The organism is Streptomyces sp. NPDC091371 (genome assembly GCF_040684275.1).
In the GTDB taxonomy this organism is placed as follows: domain Bacteria; phylum Actinomycetota; class Actinomycetes; order Streptomycetales; family Streptomycetaceae; genus Streptomyces.
On the sequence record NZ_JBFBFP010000009.1, the window covers coordinates 158,009 to 177,697 of the forward strand.

17 protein-coding genes and 1 pseudogene are annotated in these 19,689 nt (G+C 73.0%); 13 read left to right on the plus strand and 5 right to left on the minus strand.

Features of this window, described 5'->3' with window-relative positions; all coding sequences use genetic code 11:
• Positions 1-7 precede the first annotated feature (7 nt).
• Positions 8-610: a TetR/AcrR family transcriptional regulator gene (locus AB0O21_RS13590; RefSeq protein WP_365170463.1), complete on the plus strand. Its 603-nt coding sequence runs from the start codon at positions 8-10 to the stop codon at positions 608-610.
• The gene (locus tag AB0O21_RS13595) at positions 597-1,961 is read left to right on the plus strand and encodes a CoA transferase (RefSeq protein WP_365170466.1); all 1,365 of its coding nucleotides are present in this window, start codon (positions 597-599) and stop codon (positions 1,959-1,961) included. Before AB0O21_RS13590 ends, AB0O21_RS13595 begins: the two co-directional genes overlap by 14 nt.
• Before the next feature lie 230 nt (positions 1,962-2,191).
• Here AB0O21_RS13595 and AB0O21_RS13600 read toward each other — a convergent pair whose 3' ends face one another.
• Positions 2,192-2,683, minus strand: a complete 492-nt coding sequence (locus AB0O21_RS13600; RefSeq protein ID WP_365170469.1) for a GNAT family N-acetyltransferase — start codon at positions 2,681-2,683, stop codon at positions 2,192-2,194.
• A gap of 38 nt (positions 2,684-2,721) precedes the next feature.
• Between AB0O21_RS13600 and AB0O21_RS13605 the strand changes: the two genes are divergently transcribed.
• Complete coding sequence (locus AB0O21_RS13605) at positions 2,722-3,525, plus strand: exodeoxyribonuclease III (protein WP_365170472.1); 804 nt, start codon at positions 2,722-2,724, stop codon at positions 3,523-3,525.
• On the opposite strand, the gene AB0O21_RS13610 is transcribed toward AB0O21_RS13605, so the two are convergent.
• Entirely contained in the window at positions 3,507-4,232 is a 726-nt protein-coding gene (locus tag AB0O21_RS13610) for a MerR family transcriptional regulator (RefSeq protein WP_365170475.1), read from the minus strand. The genes AB0O21_RS13605 and AB0O21_RS13610 overlap by 19 nt on opposite strands.
• 137 nt (positions 4,233-4,369) lie before the next feature.
• Here AB0O21_RS13610 and AB0O21_RS13615 point away from each other — a divergent pair.
• From AB0O21_RS13615 to AB0O21_RS13630, 4 genes and pseudogenes are all read left to right on the plus strand, one after another.
• Positions 4,370-5,842 (plus strand): annotated as a pseudogene (locus tag AB0O21_RS13615) (NAD(P)/FAD-dependent oxidoreductase); the annotation flags it as partial.
• A gap of 284 nt (positions 5,843-6,126) precedes the next feature.
• Positions 6,127-7,041 carry an alpha/beta hydrolase gene (locus AB0O21_RS13620; RefSeq protein WP_365170478.1) on the plus strand — a complete coding sequence of 305 codons (915 nt, stop codon included), beginning with the start codon at positions 6,127-6,129 and terminating at the stop codon, positions 7,039-7,041.
• On the plus strand, positions 7,038-7,922 hold the full coding sequence (locus AB0O21_RS13625) for an SDR family oxidoreductase (protein WP_365170481.1): 885 nt from the start codon (positions 7,038-7,040) through the stop codon (positions 7,920-7,922). Before AB0O21_RS13620 ends, AB0O21_RS13625 begins: the two co-directional genes overlap by 4 nt.
• Before the next feature lie 76 nt (positions 7,923-7,998).
• Positions 7,999-8,184, plus strand: a complete 186-nt coding sequence (locus tag AB0O21_RS13630; RefSeq protein WP_365170484.1) for a hypothetical protein — start codon at positions 7,999-8,001, stop codon at positions 8,182-8,184.
• 82 nt (positions 8,185-8,266) lie between these two features.
• Here the strand turns inward: AB0O21_RS13630 and AB0O21_RS13635 are convergent, their stop codons facing one another.
• A complete protein-coding gene (locus AB0O21_RS13635; protein ID WP_365170487.1) occupies positions 8,267-11,521 on the minus strand; it encodes a S41 family peptidase in 3,255 nt (1,084 codons plus the stop codon).
• A gap of 151 nt (positions 11,522-11,672) precedes the next feature.
• On the opposite strand from AB0O21_RS13635, the gene AB0O21_RS13640 reads away from it, so the two are divergent.
• The gene (locus AB0O21_RS13640) at positions 11,673-12,263 is read left to right on the plus strand and encodes a TetR/AcrR family transcriptional regulator (protein WP_365170490.1); all 591 of its coding nucleotides are present in this window, start codon (positions 11,673-11,675) and stop codon (positions 12,261-12,263) included.
• A 125-nt stretch (positions 12,264-12,388) separates the two neighbouring features.
• Entirely contained in the window at positions 12,389-14,590 is a 2,202-nt protein-coding gene (locus tag AB0O21_RS13645) for an MMPL family transporter (RefSeq protein WP_365170493.1), read from the plus strand.
• Between the two features lie 103 nt (positions 14,591-14,693).
• On the opposite strand, the gene AB0O21_RS13650 is transcribed toward AB0O21_RS13645, so the two are convergent.
• Positions 14,694-15,083 (minus strand): SsgA family sporulation/cell division regulator, encoded by a 390-nt coding sequence (locus AB0O21_RS13650; protein ID WP_365170495.1) that lies wholly within the window; start codon positions 15,081-15,083, stop codon positions 14,694-14,696.
• Between the two features lie 165 nt (positions 15,084-15,248).
• On the opposite strand from AB0O21_RS13650, the gene AB0O21_RS13655 reads away from it, so the two are divergent.
• The 4 genes from AB0O21_RS13655 to AB0O21_RS13670 all read left to right on the plus strand — a co-directional run bounded on the left by AB0O21_RS13655 (position 15,249) and on the right by AB0O21_RS13670 (position 19,200).
• Positions 15,249-16,295: an energy-coupling factor ABC transporter permease gene (locus AB0O21_RS13655; protein ID WP_365170497.1), complete on the plus strand. Its 1,047-nt coding sequence runs from the start codon at positions 15,249-15,251 to the stop codon at positions 16,293-16,295.
• Positions 16,295-17,056, plus strand: a complete 762-nt coding sequence (cbiQ, locus tag AB0O21_RS13660; RefSeq protein ID WP_365170500.1) for a cobalt ECF transporter T component CbiQ — start codon at positions 16,295-16,297, stop codon at positions 17,054-17,056. The genes AB0O21_RS13655 and cbiQ overlap by 1 nt, the downstream gene beginning before the upstream one ends.
• Positions 17,057-17,252: 196 nt before the next feature.
• Positions 17,253-18,005 carry an ABC transporter ATP-binding protein gene (locus AB0O21_RS13665; RefSeq protein ID WP_365170502.1) on the plus strand — a complete coding sequence of 251 codons (753 nt, stop codon included), beginning with the start codon at positions 17,253-17,255 and terminating at the stop codon, positions 18,003-18,005.
• 28 nt (positions 18,006-18,033) lie between these two features.
• Complete coding sequence (locus AB0O21_RS13670) at positions 18,034-19,200, plus strand: serine hydrolase domain-containing protein (RefSeq protein WP_365170505.1); 1,167 nt, start codon at positions 18,034-18,036, stop codon at positions 19,198-19,200.
• On the opposite strand, the gene AB0O21_RS13675 is transcribed toward AB0O21_RS13670, so the two are convergent.
• The gene (locus tag AB0O21_RS13675; protein WP_365170508.1) at positions 19,189-19,674 is read right to left on the minus strand and encodes a YbaK/EbsC family protein; all 486 of its coding nucleotides are present in this window, start codon (positions 19,672-19,674) and stop codon (positions 19,189-19,191) included. The two genes, AB0O21_RS13670 and AB0O21_RS13675, sit on opposite strands and share 12 nt — an antisense overlap.
• Between the last annotated feature and the right edge of the window lie 15 nt (positions 19,675-19,689).

Genomic DNA, 19,689 nt, shown 5'->3' on the forward strand with positions numbered 1-19,689 from the left:
TGTCCCCGTGGAGCCTTCGAAGCAACCCCCCGGCCGGCCGCGGGACGCCCGCGTGGACGACGCGATCCGTGACGCGGTACGCGAGTTGGTGCCGGAAGTCGGGTACGCCGCGCTGACCATGGACGCCGTCGCCGCCAAGGCGCGCGTGGGCAAGGCGGCCATCTACCGCCGCCACGCCTCGCGCGGCGAGCTGGTCTTCTCCACGCTCGTGCACGGGCGGGAGCCGAAGCCGCTGCCGGACACCGGAACGCTGCTCGGAGACCTCGCCGGGCTCGCGGGCCTGGTCCTCGCCATCTTCTCGGACCCCGTCGTCCTCGCTGCCGCGCCGGGGATGCTCGCCGACCTGAAGCAGCAGCCCGAGATCGCCGCCCGCTTCCAGGAGACCTTCATCGCCGGGGAGCGCGTGCAGGTCACGCGGCTGCTGGAACGGGCGGTGGAGCGCGGCGAGTTGGCCGTGATGCCGGACCCCGCGCTGGTGCACGCGGCCGTGCTCGGCACCGTCTTCGCCTGGGTGTTCCTGCTGGCCGAGCCCCCCGGCCCGGCCCTCGCGCCGCGCATCGCCGCGATGGTGGCGGCCGGCATCGCAGAATGGCCGCATGGCGATCACTGAGCGGGGCGCGGGGGACGGCGGCACGGGGGACGGCGGTACGGCCCAGGCCTGGGCGGCACTCGGCGGGGCGCCGGAGCCGGCGGGGCGGGTGCGGTACGAGGGGGCCGGGAATCTCGGCGAAGGGCCGCTTCCCGTGGCGGAGTTGGCGCGGGCCACGGTCGGGGCGTGCGCGCTGGCGGCGGCCGAGCTGGCCGCCGTACGGGCCGGTGGCCGGCCGGAGGATGCGGCTCCGGCGGTGGTGGACGAGGGCGCGGTCGCCACGGCGTTCGTCAGCGAGCGGCACCTGAGGGTGGCGGGGCGGGCGCCGGTGACCTTCGCGCCGCTGTCGGGCTTCTGGCGGGCGGCGGACGGGTGGGTGCGCACGCATGCCAACTACCCGCATCACGAGGCCGCCTTGGTGCGCGCGCTCGGGCTGCCGTCCGCGACCCCGGAGGCGCTGCGGGCCGCGGTGGGCCAGCGGCCGGCCGTCGAGGTGCAGGAGGCCGTGTACGCGGCGGGCGGGCTGGCCGTCGCCGTGGCCGGCGCGTACGGGGAGCCGCAGCCGCTGGTGGAGCCCGTACGGGAATCGGGCGGGCGGGGCCGGCCGCTCGGGCAGGCCCCCGCCGGGCGGCCCGCCGTCGGGGTGCGGGTGCTGGACCTGACGCGGGTCATCGCCGGGCCGGTGGCGACGAGGACGCTCGGGCTGCTCGGCGCGGACGTGCTGCGGATCGACCCGCCGGGGCTGCGCGAGGCGGACGACGCGTACGCGGACACCGGCTTCGGGAAGCGGTCGGCGCGGCTGGACCTGGCGGTGGCGGGGGACCGGGCGGTGTTCGAGGGGCTGCTGGCCGAGGCCGACGTGGTGGTGTCCGGGTACCGGCCGGGGGCGCTGGAGGCGTACGGGCTGGGCGCGGCGGAGCTGCTGGAGCGGTGGCCGGGGCTCGTGGTGGCCGAGCTGTGCGCGTGGGGGTGGCGGGGGCCGTGGGCTGCCCGGCGGGGGTTCGACTCGCTCGTGCAGGCGGGGTACGGGATCGCGGCCGCGTGCGCCGGGCCGGACGGAGCGCCGGGGGTGCTGCCGGCGCAGGCGCTGGACCACGGGACCGGTTACCTCGTGGCGGCGGGCGTGCTGAGGGCGCTGGCCGAGGGGGGCGGGCGCGGGCTGCGGTTCTCCCTCGCGGGGACGGGGTCGTGGCTGGTGCGGGACCTGGCCGGTGGCGTGTCGCCCGTGGACGCGGGATACGCCGCCGGGGCGTGGCTGCGGGAGGCGGAGTCGGGGTACGGGGTGCTGCGGTACGCGGCCAGCCCCTTCGGGGACTGGGGGCGGGGGCCGTCGCGGTGGGGCGCGGACCAAGCCGTGTGGCTCCGCCGGTAGGGCGGGGGTGTGTGGTTCCGCCGGGGTGGGGGCTGGAACGGTGCGGCGCCGCTGCTGGGGCTCCGCCCCAGACCCCGCGCCTCAAACGCCGGCGGGGCTGGAATGTGGCTCGGTGGGGTTGGCGGGTGCGGCGCCGTTGCCGGGGGCGCTGCCCCCGGACCCCCGCGCCTCAAACGCCGGCGGGGCTGGATGTGGCCCGGCGGGGTTGTGCCGCGGGGCTGGGTGTGGGGCTAGCGGAGGGGTTTGGACATGCAGCGGCTGGAGTCGTAGTAGCGGTAGAAGCCGAACTTGGGGGCCATCGTGTAGCCCGACGAGAGGTACAGGGCTATCGCCTCCGGCTGCTGGTCGCCCGTTTCCAGGACCATGCGGGCGCGGCCCGCCTCGCGGGCGTCCTCCTCCAGGGCGGCGAGCATGCGGCGGGCCAGGCCCAGGCTGCGGGCCTCCGGGATCACGTACATGCGCTTCAGCTCGGCGTCGCCGTCCGAGTAGCCCTCGTCGTTCTGCTCCTGGCCCCGCCAGCCACCGCTCGCGACCGGGGCCTCCGACGCGTCGTACGCGATCAGGTACAGGCCCTGCGGCGGTACGAACATCGCCGGGTCGAGGAACGTTTCATCGCCCTCGCCGTCGTACCGCTCCCGGTATTCGAGCTGTACCTGGTCGTTGAGCTTGACCGCGTCCGGGTGGTCGTACGGCACGGCGCGGAGGTTTATACCGTGAGACATTCGAATATCGTACGGAACGCTCCGGCTATGGTGCTGGGATGCTCACCGTGACCTCCGTGAATGTGAATGGGATCCGCGCCGCCGCCAAGAAGGGCTTCGTCCCGTGGCTGGCCGGGTCCGACGCCGACGTCGTCTGCCTGCAGGAGGTGCGGGCCGAGGAGGGGCAGATTCCGGAGGAGGCCCGGAAGCCCGAGGGGTGGCACACCGTGTTCGCGCCGGCTGCCGCCAAGGGGCGGGCCGGGGTCGCGCTGTACACGCGGCGGGAGCCCGAGCGGGTGCAGGTCGGATTCGGGAGTGACGAATTCGACACCAGCGGGCGCTACATCGAGATCGACCTGCCCGGGGTGACCGTGGCCAGTCTGTACCTGCCCTCCGGCGAGGCAGGGACCGAGAAGCAGGACGAGAAGTACCGGTTCATGGGGGAGTTCCTCACGTACCTGGAGGGGCTGAAGGCCCGGGCCGCGGCCGACGGGCGTGAGGTCGTGGTCTGCGGGGACTGGAACATCTGCCACCAGGAAGCCGACCTCAAGAACTGGAAGACCAACCGGAAGAACGCCGGCTTCCTGCCCGAGGAGCGGGAGTGGCTCGGGAGGGTGTACCAGGAGGCCGGGTACGTGGATGTCGTGCGCGAGCTGCACCCGGACACCGAGGGGCCCTACTCCTGGTGGTCCTACCGCGGGCGGGCCTTCGACAACGACGCCGGCTGGCGCATCGACCTCCAGGTGGCGACCCCGGGGCTGGCCGCCAAGGCCGTGAAGGCCTTCGTCGAGCGGGCCGAGACGCACCCCGAGCGCTGGTCCGACCACGCGCCGGTCACCGTGGTCTACGAGCTCGGGGCCTGATCCGGGGTCTGCTCCGGGGCCTGGGGCCGGGGCGCGGCCAGGAGGCGGTCCATCGCCATGGTGAGTTCCGCCTCGACCACGCTCTTCGCCAGCGGGCGCAGCCGGGCCGGGGCGTCCTCGCCCGGTAGGTGGGCGGCGATGAGCTCCGTGAACAGGGCGGCCATCGCGTCCGCGTGCGCGCGGACCTGGCGGCCCGTCTCCAGTACGGCCGCCAGCGGCACGCCCTCGCGGACGAGGGCGGAGGAGACGTCCAGCAGGCGCCGGCTCACGTGCACGATGGCGTCCCCGTCGACGGCCAGGTAGCCGAGGTCGAGCGAGGCGGCCAGGTTCTCCGGGGTGACCTCGCCCTCGAAGTAGTCGGCCAGGGCCTCGGGTGACAGCCGGACGGGTGTTTCCTCGGACCAGCCGATGCCGAGCAGCTCGCCGAGCCGGCCGACCTCGCGGCCGTTCTCGAAGGCGGCGGTGAGGTCGGCGATGCCGCCGAGGGTGTGGCCGCGCTCCAGCAGGGCGGCGATGGTGCGCAGCCGGGCCAGGTGGTGCTCGTCGTACCAGGCGATCCGGCCCTCGCGGCGCGGCGGCGGGAGCAGTTTGCGCTCGCGGTAGAAGCGCAGGGTGCGCACGGGGATGCCGGCCGCCTCGGCCAGTTCCTCCGTACGGTACTCACGCACTGTGTCGGTTCCCGTCTCGTGCACGCCGTCCTTCGCCACGGGCGCAGCCTATGGCGTACTGCCGGTAACTTTCCGCGCGCGACCCCTACCCATGAGTACGGGCCTGCTCTACTCTCCCGATTGTGCCAGTGATTGCTGGCAGTGTTGCAGATGCGGAAGGCGGCGGCATGGGCGGCGTGGGCAAGCGCGAGCACGTACGCGTGGCGGTGATCGGGTCCGGGTTCGGCGGGCTCGGTGCGGCCGTGCGGCTGCGGCGCGAGGGGATCACCGATTTCGTCGTGCTGGAGCGGGCCGGCTCGGTCGGCGGGACCTGGCGCGACAACAGCTACCCCGGGTGCGCGTGCGATGTGCCCTCCCATCTCTACTCCTTTTCTTTTGCGCCCAATCCGGACTGGCCGCGCACCTTCTCCGGGCAGCCGGCCATCCGGGAGTACCTGGAGCACGTCGCCGACACCTTCGGGCTGCGCCGCCACATCCGCCTCGACCACGAGGTCCGGATGATGCGCTGGGACGCGGACGAGCTGCGCTGGGAGATCGAGACCTCCGGCGGGGACTTCACCGCCGACGTGGTCGTCTCCGCGACCGGGCCGCTGTCCGACCCGAAGATGCCCGAGGTCCCGGGGCTCGCCGAGTTCCCGGGCAAGGTGTTCCACACCGCGCGCTGGGACCACGACTACGACCTCGCCGGCAAGCGCGTCGCCATGATCGGTACGGGCGCCTCCGCCATCCAGATCGTGCCGGCCATCGCGCCGGAGGTGCAGCGGCTCACGCTGTTCCAGCGGACCCCGCCGTGGGTCCTGCCGCGCTCGGACCGGGCCATCACCTCCGTGGAGCGCTGGCTGCACCGCCGGCTGCCCTTCACCCGGGCGGCCCGGCGCGGGCTGCTGTGGGGGATCCGGGAGCTCCAGGTCAGCGCCTTCTGCCTGCGGCCGAACCAGCTCGGGATCGTCCAGTCGCTGGCCAAGGCCAACATGGCGCGCTCGATCAAGGACCCGGCGCTGCGGGCCAAGCTGACGCCCTCGTACCGCATCGGCTGCAAGCGGATCCTGCTGTCGAGCGAGTACTACCCGACGCTGGCCCGGCCCAACGTGGACCTGGTCGCCTCGGGGCTGAAGGAGATCCGGGGCTCGGTGCTGGTGGCCGACGACGGGACCGAGACCGAGGTCGACGCGATCATCTTCGGCACGGGCTTCCACGTCACGGACATGCCGATCGCCGACCGGGTGGTGGGCGCGGAGGGCCAGACCCTCGCGGACGCCTGGAAGGACGGGATGCAGGCGCTGCGCGGGGCGACGGCGGCGGGCTTCCCCAACTGGATGACGATCATCGGGCCGAACACCGGGCTGGGGAACAGCTCGATGATCCTGATGATCGAGTCGCAGCTGAACTACATGGCGGATTACCTGCGGCAGCTGGGCGTGCTGGGCGGGCCGGGCGGGAGGGTCGCGCTGGCGGCGCGGCCGTCGGCGGTGAACCAGTGGAACCGGCACGTGCAGGCGCGGATGGAGCGGACGGTGTGGAACACCGGCGGCTGCACCAGCTGGTACCTGGACGCTCAGGGGCGCAACACCACGGTGTGGCCGGGGACGACGGGGGAGTTCCGGCGGGTGACGCGGAGCGTCGATCTGGCGGAGTACGAGGTCGTACGGGTCCGGGAGCGCGAGCCGGCTGCTGCCGGGGCGAAGGCGGGCCGCCGGCGGGCGGGCTCCGGGGAGTCCGGTGCGGCGCCGCTGCCGGGGGCTCTGCCCCCGGGCCCCCGCGCCTCAAACGCCGGCGAGGCTGGATTGGCCTCCGGCGGCGCCTCAAACGCCGGCGGGGCTGGAGTTGCCCCTGGCGGGGCGTTGAAGTCCGGCGGCGGTGGGGTTGCCCCTGGCGGGGCGTCGAAGGCCGGCAGGGGTGGAGTTGCCCCCGGCGGGGGCGGGGAGGGGGGCGCGTGAGCAGGGTGGCGCACGTTGCCTTCGGGCGCTACGCCCCGCCCGTCGCGCGGCGGGAGTTCGTCGCGGTGTCCGCCGACGGGGCGCGGCTGCACGTGGAGGTGCACGGGGAGGAGGGGGCGCCGGCCGTGGTGCTGGCCCACGGCTGGACCTGCTCCACCGCCTTCTGGGCCGCCCAGGTGCGGGAACTGGCCAAGGGGCACCGGGTCATCGCCTACGACCAGCGGGGGCACGGGCGCAGCCCCGCCGCGGCGGCCCACAGTACGACCGCCCTCGCCGACGACCTCGTCGCGGTGCTGGGGGCGGCCCTGGAGCCCGGGGAGCGGGCGGTCGTCGCCGGGCACTCCATGGGCGGTATGACGATCATGGCGGCCGCCGGCCGGCCGGAGTTCGCCGAGCACGCCGCCGCCGCGCTGCTGTGCAGCACCGGCAGCTCCCGGCTGGTCGAGGAGGCGCGGGTGCTGCCGCTGCGCGCGGGGCGCGTGCGGACCGGTATCACCGGCGCGGTACTCGGGTCCCGGGCCCCGCTCGGGCCGGTCACGGGCATCGCCCGGAAGGTCCTCAAGTACGCCACCATGGGCCCCGGCTCCGCGCCCGACCGGGTGGAGGCGTGCGCCCGTATCGTGCATGCCTGCCCCACCAAGGTGCGCCACGCGTGGTCCGAGGTGCTGGCCGGGCTCGACCTCGACGCGAACCTGGCCGCGCTGACCGTGCCCACGGCGGTGATCGGCGGCACCGCCGACCGGCTCACCCCCATCGTGCACGCCCGCGCCCTGGCCGCCGCGCTGCCGAACTGCGCCGGGCTGACGGCGCTGACCGGCATCGGGCACATGACCCCGATCGAGGCCCCCGAGGCCGTCACGAACGTCATCCGCGAACTCGTCGACGCACACACGAAGGAGAAGACGGCATGAGCTCCCACCGCAATCTGGAAGGCCAGGTCGCCGTCGTCACCGGCGCCGCCCGCGGGGTCGGCGAGCTGCTCGCCCGCAAGCTGTCCGCCCGCGGCGCGAAGATCGCGCTCGTCGGCCTGGAGCCGGAGGCCCTCAAGGAGGTCTCCGGGCGGCTGCACACCGACAGCGACCACTGGTACGCCGACGTCACCGACCACGAGGCCATGGCCCGGGTCGCGCAGGAGGTCAAGCAGCGCTTCGGCAAGGTCGACATCGTCGTCGCCAACGCGGGCGTGGCCGCCGGCGGGCCGTTCGCCGACTCGGACCCCGAGGCCTGGCGGCGGGTCATCGAGGTCAACCTCATCGGCGGGGCCGTCACGGCCCGCGCCTTCCTGCCCGTACTGATGGAGAGCCGCGGCTACTTCCTGCAGATCGCCTCGCTCGCCGCGATCACCCCGGCCCCGATGATGACCGCGTACTGCGCCTCCAAGTCGGGTGTCGAGGCCTTCGCCCACTGCCTGCGCGCCGAAGTGGGCTACAAGGGCGTCAAGGTCGGCGTCGGCTACCTCTCCTGGACCGACACCGACATGGTGCGCGGCGCCGACCAGGACGAGGTCATGCGCGAGTTGCGGCAGCGGCTGCCCTGGCCGTCGAACCGCACCTACCCGCTGGGCCCGGCCGTCGACCGGATCGTGGCGGGCATCGAGCGGCGCTCGGCGCACGTGTACGCGCAGTGGTGGCTGCGCGGGATGCAGGGGGTGCGCGGCTACCTGCCGGGGATCATCTCGACAGTCGGACAGCGCGAGATGAAGCGCTTCGAGCCGCGACTGGCCGGTGTTTCCAGGGGACTTGTGGGAGCCGGCGGGGCTGCGGACGAGCAGGAGCGCGCGCAGAGCAGCTGATCAAAATGCGAGCTTTGTCCACCCGTGCAAGTCTGGTCGAGGCCCAACCACCAACACCCCTCATGGAGTGAAAAGCATGGGTATCAAGGACCAGTTCCAGGACAAGGCCGACCGGCTCGCGCAGCAGGCGAAGGAGAAGCTCGGCTCGGCGCAGGACGAGGCCTCCGAGCGTTCCTCGCAGACCGGCGACCGGGCGAAGCAGCGGGCGCAGGACGAGGCCGACTCGGCCCGTGCCCGGTTCGACGACGACTTCGACGCCTGACGTCCACGCGGCGCCGAGGGGCGCGATCCGCACCGTCCTGCGGATCGCGCCCCTTCCGCATGCGCTCCTACCGCATGCGGAACTACCGCGGCGGGAGCTTCGGGCGGCGGCGGTCCGGGACGTCCGTGTAGCCGGGGGGCACGGCGGCCGGGTCCTGTTCCAGCAGCTCCAGCGCCAGGTGCACGGCGTCGTCGAGCTGGGCGTGCCGGCCCTCCGCCCAGTCGAGCGGGGTGCGCAGGATCGCCAGGTCCGGCTCCACGCCGTGGTTCTCCACCGACCAGCCGTACTCCGGGAACCACGCGGCGTTCATCGGCACCGTGATCACCGTGCCGTCGCCGAGGGTGTGCCGGCCTGTCATGCCGACCACCCCGCCCCAGGTGCGCTGGCCGACCACCGGGCCCAGGCCCAGCAGTTTGAAGGCCGCGGTGATCATGTCGCCGTCCGAGGAGGTGGCCTCGTCGGCCAGCGCCACGATCGGGCCGCGGGGCGCGTTGGAGGCGTACGACACCGGCTGCGCGTTGCGCGTCAGGTCCCAGCCGAGGATCGAGCGGGTCAGCTTCTCCACCACCAGCTCGCTGATGTGCCCGCCCGCGTTGCCGCGCACGTCGACGATCAGCGCGGGCCGGGACATCTCCATGCGCAGGTCGCGGTTGAACTGCGCCCAGCCCGAGCCGCCCATGTCGGGGATGTGCAGGTAGCCGCACCGGCCGCCGCTGACCTCGCGGACCACCGCGCGGCGTTTGGCCACCCAGTCCTGGTAGCGCAGCGGACGCTCGTCGACCAGCGGCACGATCGCGACCCGCCGGGCCCGGCCCTCGCCCTCGGCCGGGGTGAAGGTCAGCTCGACGGTGGTGCCGCCCGCCGCCGACAGCAGCGGGTAGGGCCCGGTGACCGGGTCCACGGGCCGGCCGTCGACGTGGGTGAGCACCGCGCCCTCCCGGATGCCGGTGCCGGCCAGCGGGGATCGGGCCTTGGAGTCGGAGGACTCGCCGGGCAGGATGCGGCTGACCACCCAGGCCCCGTCCCGGGGGACGAGGTTGGCGCCGAGCAGCCCGATGGCGCGCTGGTAGTGCGGGGGGCCCTCGTTGCGGCGGGCGGGGGAGACGTAGGCGTGCGAGGTGCCGAGTTCGCCGAGGACCTCGCGGAGCAGGTCGGCGAACTCGTCGGGGGAGGCGACCCGTTCGACCAGGGAGCGGTACTGGCGCAGCACCCCGTCCCAGTCGATGCCGCACATCTTCGGCTCCCAGAAGTACGCGCGGATGATCCGCCCGGCCTCCTCGTAGGCCTGGCGCCACTCGGCGGCCGGGTCCACCTCGTGCAGGATGCGCCGCAGGTCGAGGTAGACCGTCGAGTCGCTGTCGCCGGATTCGGTCGCGGGGGCCGCGCGCAGGTCGCCGTCGTCGTTGATGACGAGCCGGGTGCCGTCGCCGCTGACCGCGAACCAGTCGAGCCCGGAGGCCAGTTCGGTCTTGCGGGCCTTGGTGAGGTCGAAGTACTCCAGCGTCGGCTTGCCGCTGATGTCGTTGGGGTTGGCGAAGGTCTCGCCGAGGGCGCCCGAGATCGGCCAGCGGAGCCAGACCAGCCCGCCGCCGTGCACCGGGTACAGGGCCGAGTACTTGGACGCGGTCACCGGGAAGGGGGTGACCCGGCTCTCCAGGCCCTCCACCTCCACGGTCACCGTGCCGTCGCCGGTGTCGCCCTCCGCCGGGTCGAGTCCGCCCGCGGCGGGCCGGCCCTCCGCGGACAGCGCGAAGGGGGAGGGGGTGGCCGAGGACAGCGGCACCAGGTAGGGGCGGCAGCCCAGCGGGAAGGACAGGTCGCCGGTGTGCACGTCGTACACCGGGTCGAAGCCGCGCCAGGAGAGGAAGGCCAGGTAGCGGCCGTCCCGGGTGAAGACCGGGTTCTCGTCCTCGAAGCGGCCGTTGGTGACGTCCACGATGACGCGCGGGCCGGGGCCGGAGATCCGGGCCATCTTGATCTGCCGCAGCGAGCGCCCGATGCCGGGGTGGGACCAGGTCAGCCAGCCGCCGTCGGGGGAGAACGCCAGGTCGGTGACGGGCCCGTTGATGGACCGGATGAGCTCGGTGACCTCCCCGTTGGACTCCTCGGTGGCGTCGATGAGCAGCAGCCGGCCGTCGTTGGAGGCGATCGCGAGCCGCTCCCCGTCCGGATCGGACAGCAGCTCCGTTACGCGGCCCAGCTCGCCGGAGGCCAGCCGGCGCGGCTCCCGGTCCCCGGAGGCCCGGGGGAGGTAGGCGATCTCGATGGCGTCCTCGCCCTCGGCGTCCGTCACGTACGCGACCTGGCCGCCGGAGCCGAGCATCTCGGGCAGCCGTACCCGCACGCCCGGGGTGTCGGCGATGGTTCGGGCGGGCCCGTCGCGGTGGGTCAGCCAGTACAGGCTGCCGCGCACCACGACGGCGCTGGCCCGCCCGGTGGCGTCGACGGACAGGGAGTCGACGTGGCTGGCGGCCGGCACCTGGTAGGTGCGCCGGCCGGCGCGCGGGCCGCCGAGGCGGACGTCGAGCTTGCGCGGGACGGCGTCGGGTTCGAGGGAGTCGACGAGCCAGATGTCCCCGGCGCACTGGTAGACGATCCGGCGGCCGTCGCTGGAGGCGTGCCGGGCGTAGAACTCGTCGTGGTCGGTGTGGCGGCGCAGGTCGGTGCCGTCGTACCGGCAGGAGTACAGGTTGCCGACGCCCTGGTGGTCGGAGAGGAAGGCGATGCGGCCGCCCACGAACATGGGGGCGTCGAGGTGCCCCTCGACGTCCTCCAGCAGCCTCTTGCCGTGCAGCCACAGCCGCCCGGTGGCGCCACCCCGGTAGCGCTTCCAGGCGGCGGGCTCGTGCGGGGGCTTGCCGGTGAGGAGCAGGGTGCGGTGCTCGCCGTCGATGTCGGCGACCTGGATGTCGGAGACGGGCCCCCAGGGCAGGCGGCCGCCGGGGCTGCCGTCCGTGGGCACCTTGTAGGCCCAGGAGAAGTAGGAGAAGGGCTGGCCGTGGGAGGAGACCGCGAGGACGTTGCCGTCCGGGTCCCAGCCGCAGACGCGGGTGTCGGTGGCACCCCAGTAGCTCAGCTGGCGGGCGGGCCCGCCGTGCACCGGGACGAGGTGGATCTCGGGGTCGAGGCTGCGCCAGGTGGTGTAGGCGATGTGGCTGCCGTCGGGGGAGAAGCGGGGGTGGCTGACCCGGGTCCGGTCGACGGTGAGGCGCCAGGCCCGGCCGACCGGCTCTCCAGGGGGAACCAAGGGCGCCACCCAAAGATCGTCTTCGGTGGCGAAGCACAGCAGGTCGTCGTGCAGGTGCGGGAAGCGGAGGTACGCGACGTCGTGACTCACCCCCCAATGCTTTCCGCGCCAGGGGGGCCTGGCAACTCGTACAGGTGATCCACACCACTCCCGCAAGCGAAACGGAACGGTTTCGTTTCGTTGGGGCGGGGGGTATGGTCTTATGTGTACGGAGTCGTTTCGTTCGGATGGAGGTGCGGAGATGACCGAGGCGAATGCGCCGAGGCGCAGCCGGATCACGCCCGAACGGCAGGCCGAACTGCACGAGGCGGTCCTCGACCTCCTGCGTGACGTCGGCTACGAGGCGCTGACCATGGACGCGGTCGCCGCCCGTACGAAGTCCAGCAAGGCCACCCTCTACCGCCAGTGGGGGAGCAAGCCGGAGCTGGTCGCCAAGGCCCTGCGATGTACGCAGCCCGTCTCGCTGCGGGAGATCGACACGGGCAGCCTGCGCGGGGACTTCGCGCGCATGGTGGAGCACTCGGACGACGCGCAGATGGCGAAGGACACCGCGCTGATGCGGGGCCTGGCCCATGCCGTCCACGAGAGCCCGGAGCTCCACAAGGCGCTGCGCGACCTGCTCGTCGACCCGGAGATCAACGGTCTCCAGGCGATGCTGCGGCGCGCGGTGGACCGGGGCGAGATCCGCCCGGACTGCCCCGCCCTCGACTTCGTACCGCACATGCTCATCGGGGCGTTCATCGCGCTCCCGCTGATCGAGGACCGTCCGGTGGACCGGACCTTCCTCGGTGACTTCATCGACGCCGTGGTCTTCCCCGCCCTCGGCGTCTGACACTCCCCGTTCGACCCCGTCCCCGTTGCTCCACGCTCCGCGCTGCTCCTGACACGCCGCTCTCGTCGTCGGGCCGGCTTTTCCTGCCCTTCTCATCCCACGACCTGAACGGGAGAACCACCCTCGTGGCTACCTTCCTCTACCGGCTCGGCCGCGGCGCTTTCCGGCGCCGCGGGCTCGTCGCCCTCATATGGGTGGCGCTGCTGTTCGCCGCCGGATTCGGCGCGGCGTCGGCCGGCGCGCCCACCTCCGGCTCCTTCTCGATACCCGGCACGGAGGCCCAGAAGGCCTTCGACCTGCTCGAAGAGCGCTTCCCGGGCATGGCCGCCGACGGCGCCACCGCCCGCATCGTGATCAAGGCCCCGGCGGGCGCGAAGGTCACCGACCCCGGCCCCAAGGCCGAGGTCGAGAAGATCATCGACGACCTGAAGTCCGGTCCCGGCAAGGACCAGGTCGCCTCGGTCGCCAACCCGTACGAGGCGCAGGCCGTGAGCCAGGACGGCTCCACGACCTACATCAGCACCAAGTACAAGGTCAGCGGCATGGAGCTGACCGACGCGACCCGCGAGGCGCTGAAGGAGTCCGGCAAGGACGCCAAGGCCTCCGGCCTCACGGTCGAGATCGGCGGCGACGCGCTGATGGAGGCCCCCGAGACCGGCTCCGGCGAGGTCATCGGCATCCTGGTCGCCGCGATCGTCCTCGTCATCACCTTCGGCTCGCTGATCGCGGCCGGGCTGCCGCTGCTGACCGCGCTGATCGGCGTGGGCATCGGCGTCTCCTCCATCACCGCGCTCGCCAACGTGCTGGACCTCGGCTCCACCACCTCCACCCTCGCGATGATGATCGGCCTCGCGGTCGGCATCGACTACGCCCTCTTCATCGTCTCCCGCTACCGCGTGGAGCTCGCCGAGGGCCGGGAGCGCGACGAGGCCGCCGGCCGGGCCGCCGGAACCGCCGGCTCCGCCGTGGTCTTCGCCGGTCTGACCGTGGTCATCGCCCTCGTGGGCCTGGCCGTCGTCAACATCCCGATGCTGAGCAAGATGGGCTTCGCGGCCGCCGGAACGGTGGTCATCGCGGTGCTCGTCGCCCTGACCCTGGTCCCGGCCATCCTCGGCTTCGCGGGCAAGAAGGTCCTGCCGGCCGGCGAGAAGAGCAGGCTGTTCGGCAAGGGCAAGCCTGCGGGCTCGGAGAAGAAGGCCAACGGCGGCACCCGCTGGGCCCGCTTCGTCCTGCGCCGCCCCGTCATGGTCCTGCTGGCCGGTGTGATCGGCCTCGGCGTCATCGCGATCCCGGCGAGCAAGCTGGAGATGGGCCTGCCGGACGACGGCGCCGCGCCGGTCTCCACCAGCCAGCGCAGGGCGTACGACCTGCTGTCCGACGGCTTCGGCCCCGGCTTCAACGGCCCGCTGATGGTGGTCGTGGACGGCGGCAAGGAGCTCGCCGACCAGACCGTCGACCGGATCAAGGGCCTGGACGGCGTGGCCGCGGTCACCCCGCCGATGCCCAACAAGGACGGCAACGCGGCGATCATCAACGTCATCCCGAAGGACCGTCCGTCCTCCACGCAGACCGAGGACCTGGTCCACGAGATCCGCGACGGCAACGGGGACGACGTCCTCGTCTCCGGCCAGACCGCGATGAACATCGACTTCTCGCAGAAGATGAACGACGCGCTGCTGCCCTACCTGGCGCTCGTCGTCGGCCTCGCCTTCCTGCTGCTGATGCTGGTGTTCCGCTCGATCCTGGTCCCGCTCAAGGCGGCCCTCGGCTTCCTGCTCTCGGTGGTCGCCGCCCTCGGCGCGGTCGTCGCGGTCTTCCAGTGGGGCTGGCTCGGCTCGCTGTTCGGCGTGGAGCAGACCGGCCCGATCATGTCGATGATGCCGATCTTCATGGTGGGCGTGGTCTTCGGTCTGGCCATGGACTACGAGGTCTTCCTCGTCACCCGCATGCGGGAGGCGTACGTCCACGGCGAGCGCCCGGGCCAGGCCGTGGTGACCGGCTTCCAGTACAGCGCCCGGGTGGTCGTGGCCGCCGCCGTCATCATGATCGCCGTCTTCTCCGGCTTCCTGGGGGCGAGCGACCAGATGGTCAAGATGATCGGCTTCGCTCTGGCCGTCGCCGTCTTCTTCGACGCCTTCGTGGTCCGCATGGCCATCGTCCCCGCGGTGCTCGCACTGCTCGGGCACAAGGCCTGGTGGCTGCCGAAGTGGCTGGACAAGCTGCTGCCGAACGTCGACGTCGAGGGCGAGAGCCTGCGCAAGCACCTGTCCGGTTCCGGCGACGGCCCCGAGGGGCCGGGCAAGGACCGCGAGCTGGTCAACGCGTGACCCGCTGAACGTGTGAGGCACTGAAACGGCCCGGCCCCGCACCCCCTGATCACCAGGAGGTACGGGGCCGGGCCCGTTCGCGCGCAGGTCCGGAGGAGGCGGCCTAACGGCCGGCGGGCGCGTACGTGCGGCGCAGGAAGCGGCGCAGGGCCGCGATGTCGAACTGCACCACCGCTACGCCGTCCGGGGAGTGGAACTCGACGACCGCCTGGACGCGGCCGCAGGGCCAGACGCGTACGTCCCCGGTCCCCGTCGGGGCCTGTAGCCCGGCTTCCAGCAGGGCCCGGGGGAAGACCCACTCGTTGTCCGTGCCCTCGGGGGACAGGTCGGCGGGGAAGACGATCCGCACGGCCAGTGGCTCGGACGGGGCGAAGCGCAGGGCCACCGGAATCTTCCGGTAGAGGGGATCGTCGCTGATCACGCGCGCGATGACCCGCTCCTCGACGGCGGTGACGGTGACGGTCGGTGCGGGATTCTCGGCGGTGGCTGACATCGACAAGACTCCTCGAATCGGAGCAAATGAGTCCGTTTGTCCGTCCAGCCTCGCACATTCCGCCCGATCCGCACGGATTCAATTGTGATGAAGGCGCTATTGCCAGTGGTTTGCAGGTGGGCACTATTCTTGGACGGTTGCAGACTGCGAGAAAGCGGAGCCCCCATGCACGTGCCCGACGGATTCATCAACGCACCCGTGTCGGTGGCCGCCGGAGTGACGGCCGCCGCCGCCGTGGCCGTGAGCCTGCGCGGAGCCCGCCGGGAGCTCGACGAGCGCACCGCGCCGCTCGCCGGCCTCGTCGCCGCCTTCATCTTCGCCGTACAGATGCTGAACTTCCCCGTCGCCGCCGGCACCAGCGGCCACCTGCTGGGCGGGGCCCTCGCCGCGATACTCGTAGGCCCCTACACCGGCGTGCTCTGCGTGTCCGTCGTCCTCCTCATGCAGGGCATCCTCTTCGCCGACGGCGGCCTGACCGCCCTCGGCGTGAACATCACCGTCATGGGCGTCGTCACCGTCGTCGTCGCCTACGCCGTCTTCCGCGGGCTGCTCAAGGTGCTGCCGCCCACCCGCCGCTCCGTGACCGTCGCCGCCTTCGCCGGAGCCCTGCTTTCGGTGCCCGGCGCGGCCGCGGCCTTCACCGCCCTCTACGCCATCGGCGGCACCACCGACGTCGCCATTGGCAAGGTGTTCACCGCCATGGTCGGCGTCCACACGCTCATCGGCATCGGCGAGGCCGCCATCACCGCGGCGACCGTGGGCGCCGTGATCGCCGTACGGCCCGACCTGGTGCACGGCGCGCGCGGGCTGACCGCCCCGCTGAAGCTGCGCGTCGGCGGCGAACTCGTCGACGCCCCGGCGGCCGCGGTCGCGCCCGCCGCCGCCCGCTCCACCGTGAAGGTATGGGTCACCGGCCTGGTCACCGCCCTCGTCCTGGCCGGCTTCGTCTCCTTCTACGCCTCCGCCAGCCCCGACGGCCTGGAGAGGGTCGCCGCCGACCAGGGCATCGACGCCAAGGTCGAGGACCACGCCGCGAAGGACTCCCCGCTCGCCGACTACGCCGTCAAGGACGTCACCGACGCCCGCCTCTCCGGCGGCCTCGCGGGCGCCCTCGGCGTCGGCGCGACCGTCGCCGTCGGCACCGGGATCTTCTGGGTCGTGCGCCGCCGCCGCGCGGTCGAGCCCTCGGCCGCACCGTCGGCAGCGGTCTGATGGGCGCGGGGCACGCCCACAAGCTCTACCGGCACGCCCACACGCCCGTCCACGCGCTGCCCCCGCACTGCAAGCTCGCCGCGACCTTCGCCTTCGTCGTGGTCGTCGTCTCCACCCCGCGCGAGGCGGTGTGGGCCTTCGGCGCGTACGCCGTGCTCGTCGCGGCGGCCGCGGCCGTGGCCCGCATCCCGGCCGGCTTCCTGCTGCGCAGGCTGCTGATCGAGATCCCCTTCGTCGCCTTCGCCGTGCTCATGCCCTTCGTCGCCCAGGGCGAGCGGGTGGAGTTCCTCGGCATGTCGCTCAGCGTCTCGGGCCTGTGGGGCGCCTGGAACGTGCTGGCCAAGGGCACGCTCGGCGTCGCCGCCTCCGTGCTGCTCGCCTCGACCACCGAACTGCGGGCCCTGCTGCTCGGCCTGCAACGCCTGAAGCTGCCCCCGCTCCTCGTCCAGATCGCCTCCTTCATGATCCGCTACGGGGACGTGATCAGCGACGAGCTGCGCCGGATGTCCATCGCCCGCCGCTCGCGCGGCTTCGAGGCCAGCGGCATCCGGCACTGGGGGGTGCTGGCCAAGACGGCCGGCGCGCTGTTCATCCGCTCCTACGAACGCGGCGAGCGGGTCTACCTCGCGATGGTCAGCCGCGGCTACGCCGGCTCGATGCCGGTGATCGACGAAGTCGTGGCCACCCGCGCCCAGTGGGCGTACGCGGCCGTGCTCCCGGTGACGGCCCTCGCCGTCTGTCTGATGGGCTGGACCTTTTGAATCCTCCCTTCCCGAGGGAGGGGATTCCTGGCTCACGCTGCCTGGTGGACCGGCGGCCCGTCAGGTCTTCCACGATCAACGCCAGCCGGGTTGAAACCAGCCCGGATAACAGCAACGCGTAAGGGACGTGCGTGCTTGGTTCTCGCTGCGCACTGTCTGTAGTGAAGCATATCGGATCCTGTGACCGGAGGTCCAAGTGAATCCCACCCCCTCGCTCGAAGTGACCGGCCTCGCCTACGCCTACCCCGACGGCCACCAGGCCCTGTTCGGGGTCGACCTGAGCGTGGGGCGCGGCGAGCGGGTCGCCCTGCTCGGCCCCAACGGCGCCGGCAAGACCACCCTCGTGCTGCACCTCAACGGGATCCTCGGCGGCGGGGTCGGCACGGTGGCCGTGGCCGGGCTGCCGGTGGAGAAGCGGAACTTCGCCGAGATCCGGCGCCGGGTCGGGATCGTCTTCCAGGACCCCGACGACCAGCTGTTCATGCCGACCGTGCGCGAGGACGTGGCCTTCGGCCCGGCCGCGGCGGGCCTGCGCGGCGTGGAGCTGGAGGAGCGGGTGCGCGCGGCGCTGGAGCAGGTCGGCATGACGGACTTCGCCGACCGGCCGCCTCACCACCTCTCCTTCGGCCAGCGCCGCCGGGTGGCCGTCGCCACGGTCCTGGCCATGCGGCCGGAGATCCTCGTCCTCGACGAGCCCTCGTCCAACCTCGACCCGGCCTCGCGCCGCGAGCTCGCGGACATCCTGCGCTCGCTCGACGTGACCGTGCTGATGGTCACCCACGACCTGCCCTACGCGCTGGAACTGTGCCCGCGCTCGGTGATCCTCAGCGAGGGGGTCATCGCCGCCGACGGCCCGACGCGGGACCTCTTGTGCGACGAGGCTCTGATGCGGGCGCACCGGCTGGAGCTCCCCTTCGGCTTCGACCCGCGCTCCGTGAGCGTGGCATAAGCGCACGCCGTCCGTTGTTGGTGTGCACGTGAACATCCAGGGTGAGGTGGCGGAGGGCTTCGAGCCGGTCCGCGACGCTTTCGTACGCAACTTCGAGGTGCTCGGTGACCGGGGCGCGGCGGTGTCCGTCTACCGGGACGGGCGCAAGGTGGTCGACCTGTGGGGCGGCACGAAGGACGCCGACGGTACGGATCCCTGGACGGCGGACACCGCGCAGATAGTCCGCTCCGCCACCAAGGGCGTGGCCGCCGCCGTGCCGCTGCTGCTGCACCAGCGCGGACTCCTGGACCTGGCCGCGCCCGTGGGCTCGTACTGGCCGGAGTTCAAGACGGGCGGCAAGGAGAAGACGCTGGTCCGCGACCTGCTCGCGCACCGCGCGGGCGTCCCGGCGCTGGACCGGGGGCTGACCGCCGCCGAGGCCGCCGACGGGGTGTCCGGGGCGCGCGCGATCGCCGCGCAGCGGCCCTTCTGGGAGCCGGGCACCGGGCACGGCTACCACGCGCAGACCTACAGCTGGCTGCTGTCCGAGCTGGTGCTGCGGGTCACCGGCCGCACGCTGGGCTCGGTGCTGGCCGAGGAGATGGCGGAACCGCTGGGCGTGGACTTCTGGATCGGCCTGCCGGAGGCCGAGGCCCACCGGGTGGGCCGGGTGGCCCCCGTCGACCCGCCCGAGAGTGCGGGCATGCTGAAGACCCGGCCGAGGCGAAACGTTTCCGAGGCCTACGCCGACCCCGCCTCGCTCACCCGCCGCGCCTTCGCGGCCATCGACCCGCTGCCCGACGAGAACGACCCCGCCTACCGGGCCGCCGAGCTCCCCGCCTCCGCGGGCATCGGCACGGCCCGCGGCCTGGCCCGGTTCTACGGGTCCACCGTCGGGGTGGTCGAGGACGGCGCGCGCGTCTTCACCCCCGAGACCACCGCGCTCGCCGGCCGGGAGCTCTCGGCGGGCCCCGACCGGGTGCTCGTCGTGAACACCCGCTTCGGCCCCGGCTACATGCTGCACGGCCCGGCCTCGCCGCTGCTCTCCCCGGCCTCCTTCGGGCACCCGGGCCGCGGGGGCTCCCTCGGGTTCGCGGACCCGGAGGCGGGGATCGGCTTCGGCTACGTGACGAACGCGCTGGCCAAGTCGGTGACCGCCGACCCGCGCGCGCAGGCCCTGGTACGGGCCCTGAAGTCGGCGCTGTCAGCCCTCTGAGACCCGCTCCCGTACATCGGCCAGCGTGGCCCCCGCATGCTCGATGAGCTCCGTCGGGCCCATCGGGAACACGGTGTTCGGGGTGCCGGCCGCCGCCCAGACCTTGGTGTGGGCCAGCAGGGACCGGTCGGCCAGGACCCGGGTGCGGGTGCGGTGGCCGAAGGGCGGGACCCCGCCGATGGCGTAGCCCGTCGTCTCCCGGACCACGGCGGCGTCCGCCCGGGTCACCTTCCCCGCGCCGAGCTCTCGGCGTACGGCCTCCACGTCGACGCGGGAGGCCCCGTCCATGAGGACCAGTACGGGGACCCCGTCGGCGGCGAAGATCAGCGACTTCACGATCTGGCTGAGCTCGCAGCCGATCGCGGCGGCGGCGTCGGCGGCCGTACGGGTCCCTTCGGGGAAGGAGCGGACGGTGAGCTCGAGGCCCAGCCCGTCCAGGGCCTCGGCGAACAGGGGGTGCGTGGTGGTCGTCATACGGGGACGCTAGCG